The sequence below is a fragment of the Endozoicomonas sp. Z74 genome (genome assembly GCF_057680865.1).
Window position 1 is genome coordinate 36,495 of record NZ_JBLYZI010000014.1, and the last position, 21,080, is coordinate 57,574.

At 52.5% G+C, this 21,080-nt stretch carries 21 protein-coding genes; 13 read left to right on the forward strand and 8 right to left on the reverse strand.

All coding sequences use genetic code 11. From position 1 onward, the window contains the following. Positions 1-3 precede the first annotated feature (3 nt). A complete protein-coding gene (locus ACNRUY_RS06220) occupies positions 4-1,524 on the reverse strand; it encodes a fumarate hydratase (RefSeq protein WP_488110777.1) in 1,521 nt (506 codons plus the stop codon). Positions 1,525-1,869: 345 nt separating this feature from the next. Between ACNRUY_RS06220 and ACNRUY_RS06225 the strand changes: the two genes are divergently transcribed. Next, complete coding sequence (locus ACNRUY_RS06225; RefSeq protein ID WP_488110778.1) at positions 1,870-2,415, forward strand: 2Fe-2S iron-sulfur cluster-binding protein; 546 nt, start codon at positions 1,870-1,872, stop codon at positions 2,413-2,415. Positions 2,416-2,513: 98 nt separating this feature from the next. Here ACNRUY_RS06225 and ACNRUY_RS06230 read toward each other — a convergent pair whose 3' ends face one another. Continuing rightward, on the reverse strand, positions 2,514-3,398 hold the full coding sequence (locus tag ACNRUY_RS06230) for a hypothetical protein (protein WP_488110779.1): 885 nt from the start codon (positions 3,396-3,398) through the stop codon (positions 2,514-2,516). A gap of 216 nt (positions 3,399-3,614) precedes the next feature. On the opposite strand from ACNRUY_RS06230, the gene ACNRUY_RS06235 reads away from it, so the two are divergent. Further along, a complete protein-coding gene (locus ACNRUY_RS06235; RefSeq protein WP_488110780.1) occupies positions 3,615-3,929 on the forward strand; it encodes a BolA family protein in 315 nt (104 codons plus the stop codon). A gap of 94 nt (positions 3,930-4,023) precedes the next feature. Continuing rightward, positions 4,024-4,398 (forward strand): hypothetical protein, encoded by a 375-nt coding sequence (locus ACNRUY_RS06240; RefSeq protein WP_488110781.1) that lies wholly within the window; start codon positions 4,024-4,026, stop codon positions 4,396-4,398. 26 nt (positions 4,399-4,424) lie between these two features. Here ACNRUY_RS06240 and ACNRUY_RS06245 read toward each other — a convergent pair whose 3' ends face one another. Together ACNRUY_RS06245 and ACNRUY_RS06250 are read right to left on the reverse strand one after the other, a co-directional pair. Beyond that, positions 4,425-5,042, reverse strand: a complete 618-nt coding sequence (locus ACNRUY_RS06245) for a phosphoadenosine phosphosulfate reductase domain-containing protein (RefSeq protein ID WP_488110782.1) — start codon at positions 5,040-5,042, stop codon at positions 4,425-4,427. A 64-nt stretch (positions 5,043-5,106) separates the two neighbouring features. Then, positions 5,107-5,775, reverse strand: coding sequence for an O-methyltransferase (locus ACNRUY_RS06250; protein WP_488110783.1), 669 nt, complete (start codon positions 5,773-5,775; stop codon positions 5,107-5,109). A 77-nt stretch (positions 5,776-5,852) separates the two neighbouring features. Here ACNRUY_RS06250 and ACNRUY_RS06255 point away from each other — a divergent pair, with 77 nt between their 5' ends. Further along, on the forward strand, positions 5,853-6,131 hold the full coding sequence (locus tag ACNRUY_RS06255) for an Rdx family protein (protein ID WP_488110784.1): 279 nt from the start codon (positions 5,853-5,855) through the stop codon (positions 6,129-6,131). 108 nt (positions 6,132-6,239) lie between these two features. On the opposite strand, the gene ACNRUY_RS06260 is transcribed toward ACNRUY_RS06255, so the two are convergent. Genes ACNRUY_RS06260 through ACNRUY_RS06270 form a run of 3 tightly spaced genes read right to left on the reverse strand, consistent with a single transcriptional unit; the run spans position 6,240 to position 7,896 of the window. Beyond that, on the reverse strand, positions 6,240-6,980 hold the full coding sequence (locus ACNRUY_RS06260; RefSeq protein ID WP_488110785.1) for a TIGR04211 family SH3 domain-containing protein: 741 nt from the start codon (positions 6,978-6,980) through the stop codon (positions 6,240-6,242). A gap of 40 nt (positions 6,981-7,020) precedes the next feature. Continuing rightward, on the reverse strand, positions 7,021-7,320 hold the full coding sequence (locus tag ACNRUY_RS06265) for a YciI family protein (RefSeq protein WP_488110786.1): 300 nt from the start codon (positions 7,318-7,320) through the stop codon (positions 7,021-7,023). Continuing rightward, positions 7,321-7,896: a septation protein A gene (locus ACNRUY_RS06270; protein ID WP_488110787.1), complete on the reverse strand. Its 576-nt coding sequence runs from the start codon at positions 7,894-7,896 to the stop codon at positions 7,321-7,323. Between the two features lie 245 nt (positions 7,897-8,141). On the opposite strand from ACNRUY_RS06270, the gene ACNRUY_RS06275 reads away from it, so the two are divergent. Together ACNRUY_RS06275 and ACNRUY_RS06280 are read left to right on the forward strand one after the other, a co-directional pair. Continuing rightward, positions 8,142-9,047, forward strand: a complete 906-nt coding sequence (locus ACNRUY_RS06275) for a PHP domain-containing protein (protein WP_488110788.1) — start codon at positions 8,142-8,144, stop codon at positions 9,045-9,047. Between the two features lie 257 nt (positions 9,048-9,304). After that, entirely contained in the window at positions 9,305-9,931 is a 627-nt protein-coding gene (locus ACNRUY_RS06280) for an L-threonylcarbamoyladenylate synthase (RefSeq protein WP_488110813.1), read from the forward strand. Positions 9,932-9,945: 14 nt separating this feature from the next. Here the strand turns inward: ACNRUY_RS06280 and ACNRUY_RS06285 are convergent, their stop codons facing one another. Beyond that, the gene (locus ACNRUY_RS06285) at positions 9,946-11,262 is read right to left on the reverse strand and encodes an ankyrin repeat domain-containing protein (protein ID WP_488110789.1); all 1,317 of its coding nucleotides are present in this window, start codon (positions 11,260-11,262) and stop codon (positions 9,946-9,948) included. 215 nt (positions 11,263-11,477) lie between these two features. On the opposite strand from ACNRUY_RS06285, the gene ACNRUY_RS06290 reads away from it, so the two are divergent. From ACNRUY_RS06290 to rapA, 7 genes are all read left to right on the forward strand, one after another. Then, positions 11,478-12,692, forward strand: a complete 1,215-nt coding sequence (locus ACNRUY_RS06290; protein ID WP_488110790.1) for a tryptophan--tRNA ligase — start codon at positions 11,478-11,480, stop codon at positions 12,690-12,692. A gap of 228 nt (positions 12,693-12,920) precedes the next feature. Then, complete coding sequence (locus ACNRUY_RS06295; protein ID WP_488110814.1) at positions 12,921-13,700, forward strand: segregation and condensation protein A; 780 nt, start codon at positions 12,921-12,923, stop codon at positions 13,698-13,700. Next, positions 13,701-14,612: an SMC-Scp complex subunit ScpB gene (gene scpB / locus ACNRUY_RS06300; protein ID WP_488110791.1), complete on the forward strand. Its 912-nt coding sequence runs from the start codon at positions 13,701-13,703 to the stop codon at positions 14,610-14,612. Between the two features lie 155 nt (positions 14,613-14,767). Then, positions 14,768-15,640 carry a 23S rRNA pseudouridine(2605) synthase RluB gene (rluB, locus tag ACNRUY_RS06305; protein ID WP_488110792.1) on the forward strand — a complete coding sequence of 291 codons (873 nt, stop codon included), beginning with the start codon at positions 14,768-14,770 and terminating at the stop codon, positions 15,638-15,640. Between the two features lie 116 nt (positions 15,641-15,756). After that, complete coding sequence (locus tag ACNRUY_RS06310) at positions 15,757-16,047, forward strand: YebG family protein (RefSeq protein WP_488110793.1); 291 nt, start codon at positions 15,757-15,759, stop codon at positions 16,045-16,047. 344 nt (positions 16,048-16,391) lie between these two features. Further along, positions 16,392-17,765: a hypothetical protein gene (locus tag ACNRUY_RS06315; protein WP_488110794.1), complete on the forward strand. Its 1,374-nt coding sequence runs from the start codon at positions 16,392-16,394 to the stop codon at positions 17,763-17,765. Between the two features lie 384 nt (positions 17,766-18,149). After that, positions 18,150-21,017: an RNA polymerase-associated protein RapA gene (gene rapA / locus ACNRUY_RS06320; protein ID WP_488110795.1), complete on the forward strand. Its 2,868-nt coding sequence runs from the start codon at positions 18,150-18,152 to the stop codon at positions 21,015-21,017. The last annotated feature ends 63 nt before the right edge of the window (positions 21,018-21,080 follow it).

The window sequence follows — 21,080 nt, forward strand, 5'->3', positions numbered from 1 at the left end:
AGCTTATTTTATCGACAGAGCCTGCTCTTCAATATTCTTTTTCCAGATCTGGGGACCACTCTGGTGCACAGAATCCCCACGGCTGTCCACGGCCACAGTGACCGGCATATCTTCTACTTCAAACTCATAGATGGCTTCCATTCCCAGTTCCGGGAACGCCAGCACCTCTGCCTTTTTCACCGCCTGGGAAACCAGATAAGCAGCACCGCCCACCGCAATCAGATAGACAGACTGATTATCCCGGATCGCTTCAATGGCTGCACTGCCACGCTCAGCCTTGCCGATCATGCCTGCCAGCCCTGTTTCTTCCAGCATGGTTCGGGTAAATTTGTCCATTCGGGTAGAGGTCGTCGGACCCGCCGGACCCACCACCTCATCACGGACAGGATCAACGGGCCCGACGTAATATATAAACCGGCCCTTGAGGTCCACTGGCAGTTCTTCGCCCTTGGCCAGCATATCCACCATTCGTTTGTGAGCAGCGTCACGGCCCGTTAAAATCTTACCAGACAGAAGAATGGTATCACCTGGCTTCCAGCTTTTGATGTCCTCAGACGTCACCTGATCCACATTCACCCGGCGCACACCCTCATCCATATCCAGGCTGACTTCCGGGTAATCCTCCAGGCTTGGAGCTTTCTGATAAACCGGACCACTGCCGTCCAGAGTGAAGTGAGCATGACGGGTGGCCGCACAGTTGGGGATCATAGCCACCGGAAGTGAAGCAGCATGGGTGGGATAATCCTTGATTTTGACATCCAGAACCGTTGTCAGGCCACCCAGTCCCTGGGCACCAATACCCAGCTTGTTCACTTCCTCCATGATTTCCAGTCGCAGCTCCTCGACCCGATTGTCGGGACCACGCTCACGAAGCTCATGAATATCCACCGGCTCCATCAGCGCTTCCTTGGCCATCAACATTGCCTTTTCAGCCGTTCCGCCAATACCAATGCCCAGCATACCAGGAGGACACCAGCCGGCCCCCATCGTGGGTACGGTCTTTTTCACCCACTCCACAATGTCGTCAGAAGGGTTCAGCATGGCCAGTTTTGATTTGTTTTCAGAGCCTCCCCCCTTGGCCGCCAACTGCACTTCAACGGTATCCCCGGGAACCATGGTCATATGAATAACGGCCGGGGTATTATCCCTGGTGTTTCTTCGAGCGCCTGCAGGATCCTCAAGCACAGAAGCCCGCAGAACGTTTTCAGGGTGAGTGTAAGCCCTGCGAACCCCTTCGTTCACCAGCTCCTCAATGGTTCGGTCGGTATCAAACCGGACATCCATACCGATTTTCAGAAACACCGTGACGATCCCGGTATCCTGACAAATAGGCCGCTTTCCCATGGCGCACATTCTTGAGTTTATAAGGATCTGGCCCATGGCGTCTTTGGCTGCCTTGGAGGGCTCTTGCAACCAGGCTTTATGAACCGCATCAATAAAGTCAATGGGATGGTAGCAGGAAATAAACTGCAATGCGTCTGCGACACTGAGAATCAAGTCGTCTTCTCGAACAACAACACTCATCGGTTTTATGTACCCCTTTACTATGATCTTTATCCACGCGCTGTATTCACCTGAACCAGCACGACACTGACTCACAAACTGGTTGATTCCTTATACTGGAACCTGTATTTTTTCGGATTGATATTTGTGCTCACCGAAATGAGCAAAACTCAACACCCTTCAGCTCACCATTAATTGGTTAAAGAGTATACCAGCCTACCTTAACCAATTACATTGACCAGAGACATTCAAGGCTCACTTTGCCCCTTTTACTTCCCACTCCTTTTCAAAAACACAGAAAAAGAATGGCCTGAGGTTACTCACCACTGTAAGCTGCAGAAACCGCCTTTCAAAAGGAAGTTGCCCGTGCCAGTCATTCACTTCAGTGGACAGAGAATCAACGTAAACTGTGATGAAAATCTACTGGACGGAATGCTGCGCCACCCGGTTCGGGTTCCTTTTTCATGCCGTTCAGGCTACTGCCACTCATGCCTGTTAAAAGTCGATAAAGGTAGACCACCTTCGGGCGGCCAGAAAAACCTTACCCAGAATGAAATCGATCAAAATTTGATACTGGCCTGCCAGAGTCAGGTGGAGACCGATCTGGACTTATCGCTTCCGGCAAGACAGGAAATCCCTACCGTCATTGCCCTCATTGAGCACCTGGACTCCACATCTATAAAGCTGAGCTTAAGCCTCCGACATCTATTAGCTCTGCAGCCCGAAAGCCAGATCAAACTCATCGCCCCGGAAGGCCAGGAATACAGCGTTGATGCCACCACTGTTGTAATGAAGGGAAAGAATTTAGAATTGATTGTTAAAAGAAAGGCAGGCGATGCCTTCACTGCCTGGCTATACCAACAGGCAAGAGCAGGGCACCACCTGGTGTTGTTACTGAAAACAAAGCCTTAGCATCAGATTAAACACTGACTGCAACTTGCAGTCCTTTTATTTCAATCTCAATACCATCAGCTTGCACAGTGAGTATTACAATATCAAACTTCTGTGAACTAAAGCTCGTCCTTGGCTTTCGTGGAGCGTGACACCATGACTTCAGAGTTATGAGCACACATTACAACAAAATTACGTCCATCCAGGACATCAACTGTGCGCTTAAAGCCATAGCCCTCAACCTTCGTCGGCATTTCCAGCCTCTTACTCGTATTCACAAGTACTGAATTATGCTCCCACAAATCAACCGATACTGACTTTTTAGCAAATTGTGCATGCTCGCTGGTTTCCTCAATAGCCGCTCTGGGAAAGATCTCATAGTGGGAACAGAACTTCTCTGTGAGATTCAACTCAAATTCATTACCGAAAGTTGGGTCTGAATTAAAGAGGATGTTTTCGGTCTTGCCGTCCTTCGCTGTTACGCTGAAAATACGAGCTTCCGGTCCTTGCAACGGTTTCTTCGGATCTAGCAGTTTCTTCGGATCTGATGGATCCTTGGCTGGCAGGATAGCAACCAGCTGCCCCACCATCCTTTTATCAATAATAGTGACAAACTCGCCATCAACGACCTTGCCATCTACATCTGTCAGGGGAACTTGGTTATTGTCCTTATCCCTGGCGAAAACTCGCTTTAAATCAACCGCCTTCGTTCCCGACATCAGTTTCAGACTACTGAGGGGACGTGCTGCCCCTGTCTCAGACCTGAAATCACTAAATATATGGCCAGCGACCAACTCACCAGATTCTACAAGATAGGATGGAAACTTTAGCCCTCCTTCCGTTGCCGTTTTTTCCACCTTAACGGGAGGCTCAACCTCATCATCATCATCATCGTAGCCAGCAAATGCCAAATTAGAGGCACCTGCAATCAGTGCCGCCGAAGCCAGAGCCGTCAGAGCAAAGCGGAATGTACTTTTTACAGGTGTAGCAACAGGATTACCCATGGTATCTATACCTTTAGAAACGTTAAGGCGAGAATCGCCTGTAGAACGGAGCCTGAAAACAAGTCGATGGATTCAGGTGATACTGAGGATAGACCATTATTTTTTTTCGGCCACGAAGCTTTCAACTCATTCCCCTATTGAACGACCAGGGTCAGTGATATACTGAATTCAGGAACCGTGCCCCGGCCGAAAAAGGCTGAGAAATAAGGTGTGCCGATGAATATGAAAGAACATTTAAGCCATAAATTGACTGAATCATTTAAGCTGGAGTTTATTGAAATAATCAATGAAAGCCACCTCCATAACACACCTCCCGGATCTGAATCCCATTTCAAGGTCATTCTGGTCAGCAGTGACTTTATGGGCAAGCTTCCGGTTAAACGACACCAGATCGTTTATTCGCTATTGGCGGATGAACTGAGCCAGAAGATTCATGCCCTTGCCCTGCACACCTATACCCCTGAAGAGTGGCAGCAAAGAAAGCAGAGCGCCCCAGAAACGCCTGACTGCAGAGGAGGCAGTAACAAGTAATTATTAAGTCACAATGTGTGCTGGAGCCCGATTCTACCTGGAAGAGTATCAGTTCATTAACTGTTACTTCCCCAACCCAGAAGCCCAATTACCCGTGTTAACCAGAAATGGCCTCCGGGTTATGGTGCCCTGGGGGAGAAGGGAGCAACAACCCGGCTCCCTTCCAATGGGTGGCTGGGCACGCCGGGAATCCATTGAAAAAGGCACCTGGGCGCGTTTCAATCCCCGGCCGGTTAAGATTGTGGTGGAGGCTTTTATGGAAAAAGATGCTCAGGGTAAAAGTCACTGGTTCCCACTGGCCACTGACCAGTTCATTCAGGGCCTGGTGGCCACAGACGGTTGCGACTCCCTGCTCTATATCGTCACAGAAGAGCATCCTCAGAGCTGCCACCCCAGACATCGCTGGCCAAGAATATTAATCAGCCCGAAGGCTATCCCAAGACCCAATGCAGGATACTCTCTGTTTTAACCATAGGAGCCTGTCGGGCTTATGGGTCACGAAGAAGTATGAAGCCCACACTCCCGGTGACCGAATACTTTAGTGGGGTCGAAATAATCTTCCTCAATGGGAAGATCATGAGTCACCAGGTACTCTTCAACATCCAACTCTGTCCAGTTGAGTAACGGCGCCACCCGGTAAAAACCCTCCCGTGTTCGGGAAATGACCTCTAACCCTTGCCGGAAAGCCGTCTGATCTTTTCGAATCGCCGTCAACCAGTAGTCCGGAGAAACGCAGGTCATAGCCCGGGCAAAAGGCTCCAGTTTCACCTGTCGCGTGAATTCATCGTGTTCCGGAGTATCAACCTCGGGAACGCTTCCCTGAACCGCATCACGAAACCCCCGGCTGTATTGTGGATGGTAAACACTGATATTCAGCTCAAGCCTTTTAATTAGCCGGTCCGCAAACTGGTAGGTGGCACGGGTTCCATAACCGGAATCAATCCACACTACCGGTACGTCAGGCATTACCCGGGTAGCCATATGGAGTATGGCTCCCTCATGGGGGCCAAAATTGGTGGTCAGCACCGGTTGCTTTGCCCTGTCCAGGGTCCAGCGAATCACTTCTTCCGGTGTTTTTAAGGATAACTCCCGGTTAATGGCATCCAGATCCATAGCCTGCTCTCAAGTCGATGTGCAATTCAGGAACTATATGGCCACGCTATTATAACTACAAAGACTATTGTGAAATATTAATATTCTTTCTAACTATGTTAAGCCCGTGCCTCACCGGCAACAAAACATTCTCCACCCCATCGTGTCCCTGAAGGTACTCATTCAGATCAGCAATAACCTGATCCCGCTCGTCCTCGGGGTTCATCACTCTTCCCTTCCAGAGAGCGTCATCAATCACCAGCAGTCCTCCCGGGCGTAACATGGGTAGTACCAGGTCAACATAATCCCGGTATTTTTTTTTGTCCGCATCAATAAACACCAGATCAAGAGGCCCCTCAATAGTGGGAATCGTATCCAGTGCCCGCCCGAACATAACCTGAATTTTGTTACCATGGGGTGAACGGTCAAAAAACTCTTCGGCAATATCAATCGCCCTGGGATTGGTTTCGCAGGCATATACGACACCATCCAGTGGAAGGCCTTCCGCCATAGACAGGGCTGCGTAGCCGGTAAACATGCCAATTTCCAGAACCCTTTTGCTGGCACTGATCTGAACCAGCATTTTCAATGTCTGCCCAACCAGCCGGCCCGAAAGATTACCCGGGTAACGTGTCCTTTCAACGGTTGCCTGAGCCAGTTCTGCCAGAACAGAAGACTCTCCAGAAGTGAAATCGTGACAATATTGCTCAATAGCCGGATTGACGATGGAATCCATGGGCTCTACTTTACTCATTCCTGATGTCCAGTAACCTTCTCAAGCTCTGCTTTTGAAGCCATAACAATAACCGGCGGATTCTAAGGGAGGAGTCCATGACTGAAAAGCCCATTGTAGAGATAGAGTACTGCAGCCAGTGCCAGTGGTTGCTGAGGTCAGCCTGGCTGGCCCAGGAGTTGCTGAGTACATTTTCAACCGATATTGGGGAGGTCAGACTGAAACCCGGCACCGGCGGGGTGTTTGTCATTACCCTCAACGGGGCTGAGATCTGGGAAAGAAAGCGGGACGGCGGCTTCCCTCAACCGAAACAAATAAAACAGGCCGTAAGGGATTGCATTGACCCGGGCAGGGACCTGGGTCATAACGACCGGTAAAACCGTTATTGATGTTGTGACGCCTGGAATGGTAGCTGACAACCAGGCAACTTCATTCTCGCACCAGAGAAAGAAAGTTGCCTGGTGAAAGGCAAAAGCCGTTCGAGATCAGACCCAGCTACTGTCCTTCTTTCTGGGCCTGATCAAAGGAAGCAACAAGCCAAGCAGAACACCCAGCAAAACCGTGCCGCCACCTACCAGATACCATCGGATACGATTGTCCTTTAACAGCTGCCGGTTCTCAGCCTCGAGCACCTGGCTGTTATTGGTCAACCGAAGATTCTCTTCGACCAGCTGTTTGTTTCTGCGATCAATCGCCAGCGGATCCGCCGTAATTTCTTTCAGACGACGCATATCAACCTTTTGCTGATTCAGCTGCTCTTCAGTCCGACTCAGCTGTCCGGTCACCTCTTCCAGCAAGCCATCCCTCTCCGACAGCATCGCTTTCAGCTCCGTGTTTTCTGCACTGAGCTTTGCCATTTTTTCCTGAATGGAAGGCAACAACTGTTCAGCAGGAACCGTTTTTATCAGGTACTGAGAAGGAATGTAGCCTTCCTGTCCAACGCTTCGGACTTTACTGAAACCATTTCCAGCACTCTCTTCCAGAAGCTCCAGCCTGGTCCCGGTTTTCAGCCCCCGGTGAATGATGCGATACTCATTCCCAGGCCCGGATCGCATGGGCACATAGGTAACATCGGTGATATACCGGGTTTCCGCCGTGGCCTGAGAAGACAGAACCAGGGTCAGAATCGCAACCCCACGCACTTTTCTCAACCAATAAAAAACGTGTTTCCCGCACAGGATTGATAAAAACAGGCTCGAACGAAAGGCGTCTTTCACAATAGACATCGGACTATTCACTGACCACTCACAGACATCGCTTTCCAATTTAAGGCAGTACTTTCTTGAAAGGTTTAACTGAAACCTGTCGATATACACCCGCTTCAATATAAGGATCAGAGTCGGCCCAGGCCCGAGCCTCTTCCAGTGAAGAAAACTCAGCGACGACCAGACTGCCAGTAAACCCGGCCTCACCCGGGTCATCGCTGTCGATGGCTGGACAGGGTCCAGCCATCAGCAACCGCCCTTCCTTTTTCAATTGCTCCAGTCGGGCCAGGTGGGCTGGCCGGGCCTGCAGCCTTCTGGGCAGGCTGTTCTCAACATCCTCACTGATGATGGCATAGATCATCTACTTCTCCTCGGTCCGAATGTGTTTCGAAATCAACAGGAACTGGCCAATCACAAACAGGAAGGTCAGAATCAGGCTGCCAAAGACCTTGAAATCCACCCAGATCTCATGAAAGGTAAACGCAACAAACAGGTTTGCAGCCCCCAGCAGCACAAAAAACACCACCCAGCTGAGATTCATTTTCACCCATATCTCATCCGGGAGCGTAATGGCGTGTCCCATCATTCGCTGAATCAGTGTCTTTTCACCAATGAACTGACTTCCCAGAAACGCAGCGGCGAATATCCAGTTGACGATGGGCGCCTTCCATTTGAGGAAGGCCTCATTATGAAACGCCAGTGTCATCCCCCCGAACAACACCACTGCACCCAGCGTGATCATTTGGCTTTTTTCCAGCTGCCGGTGCTTCAGAAACATCCCTCCATAAACAATTACTGAAGCCAGCATCAGAACCAGAGTGGCACTAAAGGGCCCCCCCAGCTCAACGGTCAGACCTCCTGCCTCAATCATGGCAGGGTCCATTTTGTACACCACAAAAAAGAGAATCAGGGGTATAAAGTCAATCAATTGTTTCATATCTGGCCAGTCAGGGTAACATAACAGGCTGACAGCTCGCCGATCATAGAGGCTTGCTCAGCTTGGTTGGCAGTTTGAGCCCGTGGGCAATAACAGTCAAACCACAATTTCAGGTTGAACCTCAATCCTGTGATTCTCAGCAACGTCCGGCGGTAAAGCAACTTATGCTTTTCATTGGCAAAAGGCTTTATCATGAACTCAGGACTATACAGTGAAAATAAAGAACTTCAGGGCATTGTACAATTTTGATTTCCATTGATTTACACAGCCACACCACCGCTTCTGATGGTTCCCTTGATCCCATTGAACTCTGCCAGCGAGCCATTGAAAGAGAGGTGTCGATACTCGCCATTACCGACCACGATACCGTAGCCGCCCATACTTTCCTGGCAAAGCACCCACCAGCTGAAGGCCTCCAGCCTGCCGGGAGCCTGAAGGTGATTACCGGTATTGAGCTGTCCACCACCTGGTCCGGAGCGGAAATCCATATTGTCGGGCTTAATTTTCCTCTGGACCACCCCGACCTGCCCCCCATCATCAGACACCAGGGAGAGGCCCGAAGAAAGCGGTCGCTTCATATCGCCCAGAGGTTATCCCGCCGCCTGCCGGACTTCCCTGAAGACAGGATCTTTTCCGAGGTGTTGTCAGTAGCCATGCAACGACAGAAAAAAAGCCCAAACCAATTCACACTGGATCCGGATCAGATTCAGATTGGCCGCCCCCATTTTGCCCACTGGCTGATACAGATGGGTGCCTGCACGGATGCCGACAGCGCCTTTCGAAAGTACCTGGATAACAGTCGGATTGGTAATCTTAAGGCTTTCTGGCCTCCCATGAGTCGGGCCGTTGCCTGGATAAGGGCTCTCGGTGGAACAGCCGTTCTCGCCCACCCTGGAAAATATCGTATGACGGCCACGAAGCTGAGAGCTCTGATCAAAGACTTTAAACTGGCGGGAGGCCATGCCATGGAAGTTCAGGGCTCCAACCACCCTCCCAGTCAGGTTGAGCAAATGGCACGCTACTGCCAGCAGTTTGAACTCAAGGCCTCCCAGGGCAGCGACTTTCATAACCCTGATTACCCCTGGGTCGATGTTGGCCGGCTGCCTCCTACTCTCCCTGCTGGAACGACTCCCGTCTGGGCTGACTGGTAAAACAACCCCGCAGCCTCTTCTTTCAGCTGATCAGCAGTGCTATGATCGTCCACCGCTTCAGCGTAATAACGGTTTTCATGGCCCCTTGCCAAATGGTCTCTTGCCAATGAGAGACCACCCATGAAGCAGCCGCCTCCATGAACCTCTATTCTTCCGCCAGGAGCCAAACTCTTCATCCCTTTATGTGGTTGGCCGACAACCTGAGAAATCCACTTCGACCGATTTCCAGGCAGGCCAACACAATGCTGACAGTTGCCATGAGCCAGTTTTTTCAGATTCATCCTGTAAACCCCCAGCTGCGCCTGGTCCGCCAGGCTGTGGAGATCATTCGATCCGGGGGGGTAATTGCCTACCCAACCGACTCCGCTTATGCCCTGGGCTGCCATATTGGCGACAAAAAAGCGGTGGACCGTATCCGGCAAATTCGAAGGCTGGATGATCGGCACAACTTCACTCTGGTCTGCAGAGACCTGTCAGAACTGGCCACCTACGCCCAGGTCAACAACACCCAGTACCGGATGCTGAAAAACCACACCCCCGGCCCCTACACCTTTATTCTGAAAGGCTCCCGGGAAGTGCCCAGGCGCCTGATGCACCCGAAACGAAAAACCATCGGTATCCGGGTCCCCGAATGCGCCATAGTGCAGGCCCTGCTGGCGGAACTGGGGACACCCTTGATGAGTTCAACCTTGCAGCTGCCCGGTGACCAGGAACCGATGCTGGACCCCTATGATATTCGCGCGACCCTTGAGCCACAGCTTGATCTGATTATTGACGGGGGCTATCGAGGTATGGAGCCTACCTCTGTCATCAGCCTGCTGGAGGATGTGCCGGAAGTATTGAGAACCGGGAAGGGGGATACCACCCCCTTCCAGGTCGCCTGATCAACCCTTTGAGGTTACCTTCTTGGCCGGCGTGGCTTTCTGGGCTTTTTCGGAGTCGGGGCAGGAGGCTGAGCCGGGGGAGCAACCGGTCTCCCTTCCAACAGATCAAGGACGCTCTTATATTTTTCTTCCTGCCTGCTCTTGACCCATTCCTGACGGTAATAATTCCGCAGAAGTTGGGCTGGACTATTGCCACTACCATTGATCTGCTTCGGGTCAGCTCCATTGTTCATTAGCAACTCAAAAATACGGTAAGGCACGTTCCACTTGACCGCAATGTGGAGTGGCCGGTCACCTCCACTGTATTGTCCTTCGCCAGCGGATATTTCTGAGTTAACGGTTTCACGGGTTTGCGAAAGCACCGCCTCAACCGTGTCTGCATTTAAACTCTTGATTGCAGCAATCAGCAGATCTCCCCCGTCCTGATCTTTCCGTTTGACCAGCTCAGAGCCCTTATCCGAGTTTTTCAGCCTGTACCCCAGAGTCCGGGGAAAACCATTGAATGCCAGAAAGGCGTCAAAATTTTTCCCCATGGAGTCAAAGGCCAGTAAAGTGTCTTCCGGGAGCTCACCGCTGCGAATGGCTTCCAATAAATGCCGGTCCATCACTTCCGCCATAACGGTATCAATCTCAATTGCCCTGCCTGCACGAAGGACCGGTTCTTCGATCAACTCAACGGTTTCAAAGTATTCAACCAGACTTTGCCCCCGCCCAAACCAGAAAGGCAGCAACCACTCCCAGAACCCCTGATTTTCAGTCAGCTGATCTTCAGGCAGACTTTTCAGGTAACTGACTACTTTCTTTCTCTCGTCTTCCGAAACGGGTCTGGCGCCATAATCACGAGCCATGAAAAAGCCAACCGCTGGCCATTCCCACTTAACCAGAACCCCCAGCATCGTGTCCCCGCCATCCCCCATCAGCAGGTTTGGGCTGGCCTGCTGCTCAAGGGCAAACTGAACCATGCCCGGGTTAAAATTAACCAGGGCCATTTTCAACATGCTGGCTTCATCTTTGTCACCGAGACTGATATAAGCTTCATGCTCCAGCCCCCATTCAGCCAGGTGTGGGAACTGGTTAAAGGCGGAAAAGGAGAGCAGATGACGCCCCCTCATCCCCGTTTTACCGGATATAGGGGCATTCGTCAGCAGCTCGGCAGAATGCAGCCCAGAATCTAGAGTTTCCTGATACGCCCGGATCAGGACCTGCTCCACCGCTGTCCGGGCATCCCTGGCGGCAGGGCTGTCTTCCCGGAACCGGGGATCAGGCCCTGCAATGGCCTGGGAAAGAAACAACACAAGTAAAGCAGCAAACCCTGCCTTTGGTATGATCATAGTTATCGTCCCTGATGATGTTTTAGGTGACTGCCTGAAATCTCTCTAACCGTTTTCTACGCGCTTCCCAGAAAATAACGGCCAAAAGCTGAAAATTTTCATCTTTGAGCACTCAAGTTTTTACATTTTTACCGGAAACCCGGGAAAACTCCTCTCTTTCCACTGGATTAAAACTGTCGTACCCTGTCTTTTCAGGAAGATTTCGGGAGAATCCCTTGAGCGCTGTAGACCCCCAGTCGCGAGTCTTGTCCGGCATGCGACCTACTGGCCAGTTACACCTTGGCCACTACCACGGAGTGTTAAAAAACTGGCTGGAGCTGCAACACGAATACGACTGCTTTTTCTTTGTGGCAGACTGGCACGCCCTGACTACCCATTACGAGCATCCAGAGAACCTCCAGCAGCATATGATGGACATGGTGGTGGACTGGCTGGCCGTGGGCATCAACCCAGGCTCCTCAACCCTGTTCATTCAGTCGAAAGTGCCTGAGCATGCAGAGCTTCACCTGCTGCTGTCCATGATGACACCTCTGTCCTGGCTGGAGCGGGTACCCAGCTACAAAGACCAGCAGGAAAAACTCAAAGAGAGAGATCTTTCCACCTACGGTTTTCTGGGCTACCCGCTGCTTCAAAGCGCCGATATCCTCGCCTACCGCGCCGGCATGGTGCCCGTTGGCAGCGACCAGGAAGCTCACGTTGAGATGACCCGGGAGATCGCCCGCCGGTTTAATCACCTTTACGGTCGCGAACCGGGGTTTGAGGAAAATGCCGAGCTGGCCATCCGCAAAATGGGGCGAAAACAGGGAACCATTTACCGGAAACTTCGCAAAAGCTATCTGGAGCAGGGGAATGAAGAAGCCCTGGAAACCGCCCGGGCTCTGCTGAAGGAACAGAACAACATCACCCTCGGGGATCAGGAGCGACTGTTTGGCTATCTGGAAGGGACCGGCAAGGTGATTCTCCCTGAACCCCAGGCTTTACTCACCCCCCAGGCCAAAATGCCGGGGCTGGATGGGCATAAAATGTCCAAATCCTACGGTAACACGATTACCCTCCGTGAACCGGCTGATGAGGTGAATACCAAAATCCGGAAAATGCCCACGGACCCGGCCAGAATCCGCCGGAATGATCCCGGGGATCCCCGGAAGTGCCCGGTGTGGCAGTTTCATGAACTCTACTCCGACCCGCAACGGCAGGAATGGGTTCACCAGGGCTGCACCAGTGCCGGTATTGGCTGCCTGGACTGCAAGAAACCGGTGATTGAAGCCATTCAGGCAGAACTTGAGCCCATCCGCATCGAAGCCCGGGAGCTGGAGAACAACCAGGACGTGGTTAAAAACATCATTGCTGAAGGTTGTGAAAAAGCCCGGGATGAAGCCCAGGATACCCTTAAGGAAGTCCGGGAAGCCATTGGCCTGGATTACCGTTGAGGGCTGTACACTGGACAGCCCGGCCCTCTTGCAGGCATGATGGAACTGATCAGCCATTGCACAATCCAATAACTCATGCAGCCCCTGCAGAGTACTTAATGGATAAAGACACGAGGTGAAATGCCCATGACCACGACGGAAGCCGTGGCCGAATCATCAGAAGCGCTACCCATCACCTCTGATGGAAAAGAGGGTGAACCCCAGGTCGAACAGCCCGGATCATCAGCCATGACCCGGGATGCTTTGGCCCTGGTTCGAGGCGAGCCTTTCACCAAGCTGCCGGACGACCTGTATATTCCCCCAGATGCCCTGGAAATATTTCTGGAAGCCTTTGAAGGCCCTCTGGACCTTCTGTTGTACCTGATCAAACGCAACAACATGGAAATCCTGGATATCCGGGTGGCAGAAATTACCCGTCAGTACATGGAGTATGTGCAGTTAATGCAGAGCTCCCAGTTCGAGCTGGCGGCAGAATATCTGGTGATGGCCGCCACCCTGGCTGAAATCAAATCCCGCATGCTGCTGCCCCGGGTCAGTGAAGGGGAGGAAGAGGAAGGAGACCCCAGAGCAGAACTGGTTCGACGGCTGCAGGAATACGAACGCTTCAAACAGGCCGCAGAAGACATAGACGCCCTGCCCCGCATGGGAAGGAATACCTGGTCTGTCAATGTCCAGGCTCCGGACTATGAAAGAACCCAGGCCCACCCCGAGGTCGAACTTCAGGAGATTCTGCTGGCTATGGGCGAAGTCATACGCCGGGCGGATATGTTTGAAAACCACCAGGTGGAACAGGAAGCCCTCTCCGTACGGGAACGCATGAGCGAAGTGCTCTCCATGCTCTCACCGGAGCGATTCACCCCGTTTGTCGCTCTCTACCGGGTGGACGAAGGCCGCCTGGGGGTGGTCGTCACCTTTATGGCCATTATGGAACTGATCAAGGAATCCCTGATCGAACTGGTACAGAGTGAACCCTTTGGCCCAATCCACGTCAAAGCCCGGATTGAATAGATGATCGAAAAACCCGAACTGCACCTGATCCTGGAAGCGGCCATCCTGGCCAGCAACAAGCCTCTCAGCCTTGACCAGCTGGCCGGCCTGTTTCCGGAAGACCAGCGCCCCGACGGCAATGATATCCGGGAAGCCCTGGTCACGGTTTCTGAAGCCTGCGCAGAGAGAGGCTTTGAACTGAAACAGGTGGCTTCCGGCTTCCGGTTCCAGGTTCGCCAGGAGCTGGCTCCCTGGATTGGCGGCCTGTGGGAAGAAAAACCCCAGCGATACACCCGTGCCCTTCTGGAAACCCTGGCTCTGATCGCTTATCGCCAACCCATCACCCGGGGGGAAATCGAAGAGATCCGCGGCGTCAGTGTCAGCAGCAATATTGTCCGCACCCTTCAGGAGCGAGAGTGGGTCCGGGTGGTCGGGCACCGGGACGTTCCAGGGCGACCGGCCATGTTTGCCACCACACGACAGTTTCTTGATTATTTCAACCTGAAGAACCTCAATGAGCTGCCCACGCTCTCTGAAATCCGGGATCTTGAGGCCGCCGCCAAAGAACTGGAAGCCCAGGCCTCAACCAGCGATGAAGCCGATCCCGCAGAAATAACTGAAGAGCAGGAAGTCATTGAAGAACGCTCCGCCCAGGAATTGTTTGAAGAACTGGATGCCATGGAAGCGGATCTGCCTGAAGGCTTTGATGACATGATCAAAAAACAGAAAGTGGACTCCCTGGATCTGGGGGAAGAGGAGAGCAACCCTTCTCCGGTGGAACCGCCTTTAGCCCAGGAGCAGGCCCCATCATCTCATCCAGGTTATGAAGAGGAGCCAGTGGATCAGAATAGTGCCTTGCAGGCAGATGACACCTCTGGTCTTCCTGACCCTGAACTAAACCCTCCCACCGAGTCGGATGAAACATTCCATTAACCTGAAATGCCGACTCAACGTAACACCCAATACCAGACAATCCCTGGCTTCCATCCATTTCGGGAACAGCGGATTGTCTGCCTGACAGCGTACCGCTATACTCCCTGCCTTCTTTACACCCTATTGAGAAACAGGCGGTCACCCGCCAATACCCCATGACAACTGAAGACACACTCCCTCCGCAAGGCGAAAAACTGCAGAAGATCCTGGCGGGCGCCGGCCTTGGCTCGCGCCGTGAGATGGAGCGCTGGATCACCGACGGCCGGATTTCGGTCAATGGTGAAACGGCAACGCTCGGCGACCGTGCCACCTTGACCGATGCCATCTCCGTTGATGGCCGCCCCGTGAAACTGGATGCATACGCCTCCGGTATACGACGGGTTATCGCCTATAACAAACCGGAAGGCGAAATCTGCAGCCGGTCTGACAAGGAAGGCCGCCCTACGGTGTTTGACAAGCTGCCCAGGCTCAAGGGCGAACGCTGGATTGCCATTGGCCGGCTGGACCTCAACACCTCCGGCCTGTTGCTGTTCACCACAGATGGCGAGCTTGCCAGCCGACTGATGCACCCTTCCAATACCGTTGAAAGAGAGTATGCGGTCCGGGTCATGGGGGACATTACCCCCCAGAAAGTCAAAAACCTGTTTGACGGGGTGGAACTGGAAGATGGTATGGCCCGGTTTACGGATATTGTGGACTCCGGTGGTTCCGGCATCAACCACTGGTTCCATGTCTGTATTCTTGAAGGGCGTAACCGGGAAGTCCGCCGCCTGTGGGAATCCCAGGAACTCACCGTCAGCCGCCTGAAGCGAGTGCGCTTTGGCAGTCTGATCATTCCCGACGGCCTGCGCCAGGGCCAGTTCCAGGAACTGGGAAAGGAAGACATTGACCAACTGGCCGCTCTGGTGGATCTGCCTCCAGCACCGGCTTACGTGAAAAAGCCCCAGGAGCGCCTGAAGAAAAACGAGGTCCAGAGAAAACCAAAATCGGGCAAACGCTTCACCCAGAAGCCGCGCCGGAGCCGGTAACTCCCAGGAGCCAGGCCACAGGGGGAGCTAGCAGCCTGTCGGACTTACGACAGGCTGCTAGACACGAAACCTGTATTTATATACAGTACTTATAAGCCTTATACAGGAGAGAGCCCATGTCCATTACCCCCATGTGGCGAGTTGACCGGGATGGAAGTATGTTTACAGACAAGAAAGCCGCTGAAGAACACGACCGGATGCTTGAGCTTGCCGATGGCATTACCGGTATGCTGGAAAACCATTTTGAGATCGACGAAGCCCTGGCAGAAGAGATCGGCCTGCTGATGTCCCGCAACAAGGACATTCTGGCCAAAGCCTTTAAAGGCAAACCGGATCTGCTCCAGGAGATTCAGAAATCCCCTGACCAGAAAGACAATACCGTCAGCATTGCCGAAGCCGTCGCCTGAAAGCGATGAAGTGACAAGGCCAGTGGTAAACTGGCCTCTTTACTCCCCCCTGATAAATCCTTTCACCTCCCGAAGGCGCTTTTCTTTCAGAAACCTTTTAATAAAGCCCTTCTTCCTCTCAGATTTCTTGACCAATACCCAACGTAGAGGAAAAGAGCCTGAATCAAAAACACCCTTATAAAAGCTGGGAAGTACACTCTTTATCAGCATAAAAAAAGTCAGCTTTGAAAACTTCATCTATATTCATCGCCACAGGATTCTTGATCCCTATTTATTTTCAGGGACGAACGCCCTTATCCATTAATCAGCATGAGGCATTGATGATAATGATGAAAACAGCGGCAGTGATTACCGCCCTGGCAGCACCCACCCTTTGCTTGGGCAGCGAGCAACTTATTCCCATTACAGGCAGTACTTCCTACGCCGGGGATGGACTTAAAGCCTACGCCTTGAAATTACCGGGCATGCCAGTAGATTTTCGAACTTTCAGCCCCTCTTCTTCTGAGCAAGAAACGGCAAGCCTGGCCTTTGAAAAAACAGCTTCATTCAAAACGCAGATAAAAACCCTTCCTGATTTGTCCACCACCCTGCCCTCAAATCAAAAACAGAGAATAGAGTGGCATATGGATACTTTCTATTTGAAAGACAGGTGGATAATGAAAACAGTTTTTACAGGTATTGATCCATACTCAGAACAATCCATTGTCTTTCAGTTACAATACCGCCCTCTGGACAAAACCCTTTTATTCTCCTCTAAAGGAATTGAAATCACCTTTGCTTCTGTTGAAGACAGTTCTTACATCAATGACTGGACGACCATGGCTCTACACCAGACCAACCCTCAAAGCCCGATATTAATAGCACTGAACACCATCAGACCCTGTATACCTGAGCTTCCTGAAACACCTTACTCCACACCTGCCGAAAGTAATTGCCCGATAATGATCAGGAAATTAACCGCTGAAGGTCGTTATCTATACACTGGACAACCTCTGATCTTTCCTGGTGAATACCCTCTCACAGCCAAATCAGGCACAACATCAACCTATACCCTGACCGGGGGAACTGACATTCATATTCAGGGCAGTACAGCATGGCTGCAGCCCATTGAGGATTTTGATACTGAATACCCTGTCCGTACCCACACCGCTGACCCATCTGGAAACCCGGACACCAATCCGCCACCTGAAAGAGGCCAAACTGAAGGTGGTACCCAGACTTGGACCTCCAGAGGCTATGCAACAACAAACTCAGCCGGTATGGGCGGCGATGGTGGAGGCAAAAAGCCCCCATTCCCAAACCATAAAAAGCAGGAGCCACAATCTGCCCCCAACCTGCCTCTTAAGCGAAATAATAAAAAGAGCCAAAACCCAAACCAGAAAAAAGGAACAAATTCAAACAAAGGTAAACGGGATTTACGGGATGAAATTGCCAATCGTGGCTGGGCTGGCGAATTCGCCTCTGAGTGGGAATACGATTATGAGCAAAAATTCCTGGAGCCCCAGTGGCAGAGAGACATAGAAAGTCAGGAAAAGAGTCCATCCGCCTCAATGGAAGAGGCTGCCCAAGACTCACCAATCAATGCCTACCCTGTATTACCCGAAAATAAGGACCGCGACCCAGGAACCGTACCTCATTCCAACGTAACGGAAGAGCAAACTCAGTCCACACCAGACACCTCAAATCAACTCGACTGGTTCGACAACCCTGGAAAATAAGCCCCCCCCCGCCTGCCAAAGCTCCCGCTCAGGCAGGCGGCAACTGATGTATGCTGACTATACTCCCCCTGATGCTGGAATTTCGGTCTTCACAGTAGTGCATTTTCACCGGATTCCGCTAATATAGCGCGCTTTTTACAGTGCCCTGATAACACTATCCGGGTGCCAAGAGAGCGGCAAGGATCATAAACCCGGGGCAAAACCAGCCCCAAGGGAGTATGATCATTACGAAATCCCCAGGGGGCCTTATGGCAGGCTCCGGCAATCAGTGGATTTCATCGTACACAGTTTTATTGAACACAGCCCTCGGCGCTTATTGAGCGGCATCTTTAATGATGTCGAATGCCAACGGGGCTGTTTGTCAGACAAGGTTAGTAGTCAAACATGACGAGCTTCGTTCCTGGACAACGCTGGATTAGTGACACCGAGACAGAACAAGGCCTGGGCACCGTGCTCACCCTCGACGGTCGTATGGTCACCCTCCTGTTTCCCGCGACCGGTGAAACCCGGCTTTACTCCAGGAGCAACTGTCCCCTGACCCGGGTTCGTTTCAATCCGGGAGATCGAGTAGAGAGCCATGAAGGCTGGACCCTATCCGTCACCGAAGTGATTGAACAGGATGGTCTTCTGACCTATACCGGCCTGCTGTCGGATGGCGCTATCCGTGAGCTGCCAGAATCCAACCTGGGCAACCACATCCGGTTCAACAAACCCCAGGATCGCATGCTGGCCGGTCAGATTGACCAGAACAGCAACTTCACCCTGCGCTACAAAACCCTCAATTACAACCACAGCCTGCGCAAATCCCCAATGCGGGGGCTGGTGGGGCCGAGAACCAGCCTGATCCCCCATCAGTTGCATATCGCCCGGGAAGTTTCCCAGCGCCATGCCCCCAGAGTTATGCTCGCCGATGAAGTGGGCATGGGTAAAACCATTGAAGCAGGTCTGATTCTGCATCAGCAATTGATCAGCCGCCGCGCCAGCCGGGTTCTGATTCTTCTGCCAGAAAGCCTGGTTCACCAATGGCTGGTGGAAATGCTCCGGCGCTTTAATCTGCGTTTCAGCCTGTTTGATGAAGAGCGCTGCCGTCATACAGACGACGACAACCCTTTTAATTCAGAGCAGCTGATCATCTGCAGCCTGGACTTTCTCAGCCAGAATGAAGAGCGTCGGCAGCAGGTTCTGGAGGCGGACTACGACCTGCTGGTCATTGATGAAGCCCACCACCTGGTCTGGTCAGAAGACGAACCAAGCCCTGAGTACCAGTGTGTAGAACAGCTCTCAAAGCAGATCCCCGGGCTGTTGCTGCTAACCGCAACACCGGAACAGATGGGGCCGGAAAGCCATTTCGCCCGTTTGCGACTGCTGGATCCGGACCGTTTTCATGATCTGACCTCCTACCAGGACGAAGAAAAGCGCTATGAGCCGGTAGCTGAAGCCGTCCAGGAACTTCTGGACAACGAAGGCCAGGCACTACCGGAAACCGCACGGAAGCACCTGACGGGCTTTCTCGGAGAAGACTGCCAGCCGCTGATTGACAGCCTGGGCCTGGCCGATGAGTCCGCCGCACGCCACCAGCTTCTCAACCGGCTGCTGGATCGCCATGGCACCGGGCGGGTCCTGTTCAGAAATACCCGGGCTGCCGTTGGAGGCTTCCCGGGACGCGCTATTCAGGGCTACCCCCAACCCTTGCCGGAGCTTTACCAGATTGCTCTGGAAGAAGAAACGGATTATCAGCACAATCTCTACCCCGAGCTGGCCTATCAGGCTCAGATCTGTGTGGATGATATGGACCCCTGGTGGAAAGTGGATCCCCGTATAGACTGGCTGATCAACCTGCTGAAGCTGTTGAAAAAACAGAAAGTGCTGGTCATCTGTGCCCAGGCCAACACCGCCCTGGATCTTGAAAACGCCCTTCGTATCCTATCCGGCATTCCAGCAGCCGTGTTCCATGAAAACATGAGCATTGTAGAGCGTGACCGCGCCGCCGCCTGGTTTGCGGATGAAGAGTACGGTGCCCAGGTGCTGGTTTGCTCAGAAATAGGCAGTGAGGGGCGCAACTTTCAGTTTGCCCATCACCTGGTGCTGTTCGATCTTCCTGCACATCCCGACCTGCTTGAACAACGCATAGGGCGCCTGGACCGGATCGGCCAGACCGAAACCATTAAAATCCATGTGCCTTACCTTCAGGGAACCGGCCAGGAGGTTCTGTTCCAGTGGTATGACCAGGGCATCAATGCCTTTGCCGACACCTGCCCGGCGGGCAGCATGGTGCAACGTGAACTGGGGGAGGAACTGCACCCTCTGCTCCAACCTGACAGCAGTATTACCCCGGAGGACCTTGCCCCACTTCTGGAAAAGGCAGCAAAACTGAACCGGGAGCAACTGGATCACCTCCATAAAGGACGTGACCGACTGCTGGAGCTCAACTCCCGTGGCACCGTCTCCAATGAAGACATGATCAATGATATTGAGGAGCAGGAGCAGCCCAGACAGCTTAAGCGATTCATGGAAAAACTGTTTGAAGGGTTTGGCGTTGAGTCCGAGGACCATTCAAAACACTGCCTGGTGATTCGCCCGGGCAGCCACATGATCACCAGCTTCCCCGGACTGCCTGCCGATGGCATGACCGTGACCTTTGACCGGGAAATGGCCCTGTCCCGGGAAGATATGCATTTTCTCACCTGGGAGCACCCCATTGTCAGTGAGAGCATGGATTTGGTGTTAACCACTGAACTGGGCAACACCTCAGTGGCCCTGCTGAAAAACAAGGCACTGAAGCCGGGAACCATGCTGCTGGAAGCCATTTACGTGGTGGAAACCAGCGCCGACAAAACACTCCAGCTGGATCGTTATCTGCCTGCCACTCCGGTTCGCTGCCTGATAGATCCTGGCATGAACGATCTTTCCGGGAAAGTGGCGTTTGATACTCTGAATGCTCAGTTGCAACCCCTGAAAAAAGGCGTGGCGAAAAAACTGGTGAAGGCTCAGCGTGAGCCCTTCCTGAACATGCTGGAAAAAGCGGAAGATTACGCCAAGAACCGGGTTCAGCCCATAGTAACGGAAGCCTGCCAGAACCTGCTGACCGATGTCACCGAGGAGATCAAGCGGCTGGCCGCCCTGAAAGCCGTGAACCCCAATGTTCGTGATGAAGAGATTGAGCACCTGAAGACCCAGGCGGCTCTGGGCCATCAATCCCTTCAGAAAGCGGTCCTGAGACTGGATGCCATCCGGTTGATGGTGACGGGATAAGCCTCCTCACCTTCTCTTCTGCAAACAAACACAGGCCTTTTTTCCAGATTGGCCTGTGCTCCC

Bases quoted from the DNA above. Each gene is read 5' to 3' on its own strand.
- ACNRUY_RS06280 (WP_488110813.1), top strand. From the start codon at position 9,305: ATGAGCCAGTTTTTTCAGATTCATCCTGTAAACCCCCAGCTGCGCCTG.
- ACNRUY_RS06310 (WP_488110793.1), top strand. From the start codon at position 15,757: ATGTCCATTACCCCCATGTGGCGAGTTGACCGGGATGGAAGTATGTTT.
- scpB (WP_488110791.1), top strand. From the start codon at position 13,701: ATGATCGAAAAACCCGAACTGCACCTGATCCTGGAAGCGGCCATCCTG.
- ACNRUY_RS06230 (WP_488110779.1), bottom strand. From the start codon at position 3,398: ATGGGTAATCCTGTTGCTACACCTGTAAAAAGTACATTCCGCTTTGCT.
- ACNRUY_RS06265 (WP_488110786.1), bottom strand. From the start codon at position 7,320: ATGATCTATGCCATCATCAGTGAGGATGTTGAGAACAGCCTGCCCAGA.
- ACNRUY_RS06260 (WP_488110785.1), bottom strand. From the start codon at position 6,980: ATGTCTATTGTGAAAGACGCCTTTCGTTCGAGCCTGTTTTTATCAATC.
- ACNRUY_RS06295 (WP_488110814.1), top strand. From the start codon at position 12,921: ATGACCCGGGATGCTTTGGCCCTGGTTCGAGGCGAGCCTTTCACCAAG.
- ACNRUY_RS06245 (WP_488110782.1), bottom strand. From the start codon at position 5,042: ATGGATCTGGATGCCATTAACCGGGAGTTATCCTTAAAAACACCGGAA.
- ACNRUY_RS06250 (WP_488110783.1), bottom strand. From the start codon at position 5,775: ATGAGTAAAGTAGAGCCCATGGATTCCATCGTCAATCCGGCTATTGAG.
- ACNRUY_RS06270 (WP_488110787.1), bottom strand. From the start codon at position 7,896: ATGAAACAATTGATTGACTTTATACCCCTGATTCTCTTTTTTGTGGTG.
- ACNRUY_RS06235 (WP_488110780.1), top strand. From the start codon at position 3,615: ATGAATATGAAAGAACATTTAAGCCATAAATTGACTGAATCATTTAAG.
- ACNRUY_RS06220 (WP_488110777.1), bottom strand. From the start codon at position 1,524: ATGAGTGTTGTTGTTCGAGAAGACGACTTGATTCTCAGTGTCGCAGAC.
- rluB (WP_488110792.1), top strand. From the start codon at position 14,768: ATGACAACTGAAGACACACTCCCTCCGCAAGGCGAAAAACTGCAGAAG.
- ACNRUY_RS06285 (WP_488110789.1), bottom strand. From the start codon at position 11,262: ATGATCATACCAAAGGCAGGGTTTGCTGCTTTACTTGTGTTGTTTCTT.
- rapA (WP_488110795.1), top strand. From the start codon at position 18,150: ATGACGAGCTTCGTTCCTGGACAACGCTGGATTAGTGACACCGAGACA.
- ACNRUY_RS06255 (WP_488110784.1), top strand. From the start codon at position 5,853: ATGACTGAAAAGCCCATTGTAGAGATAGAGTACTGCAGCCAGTGCCAG.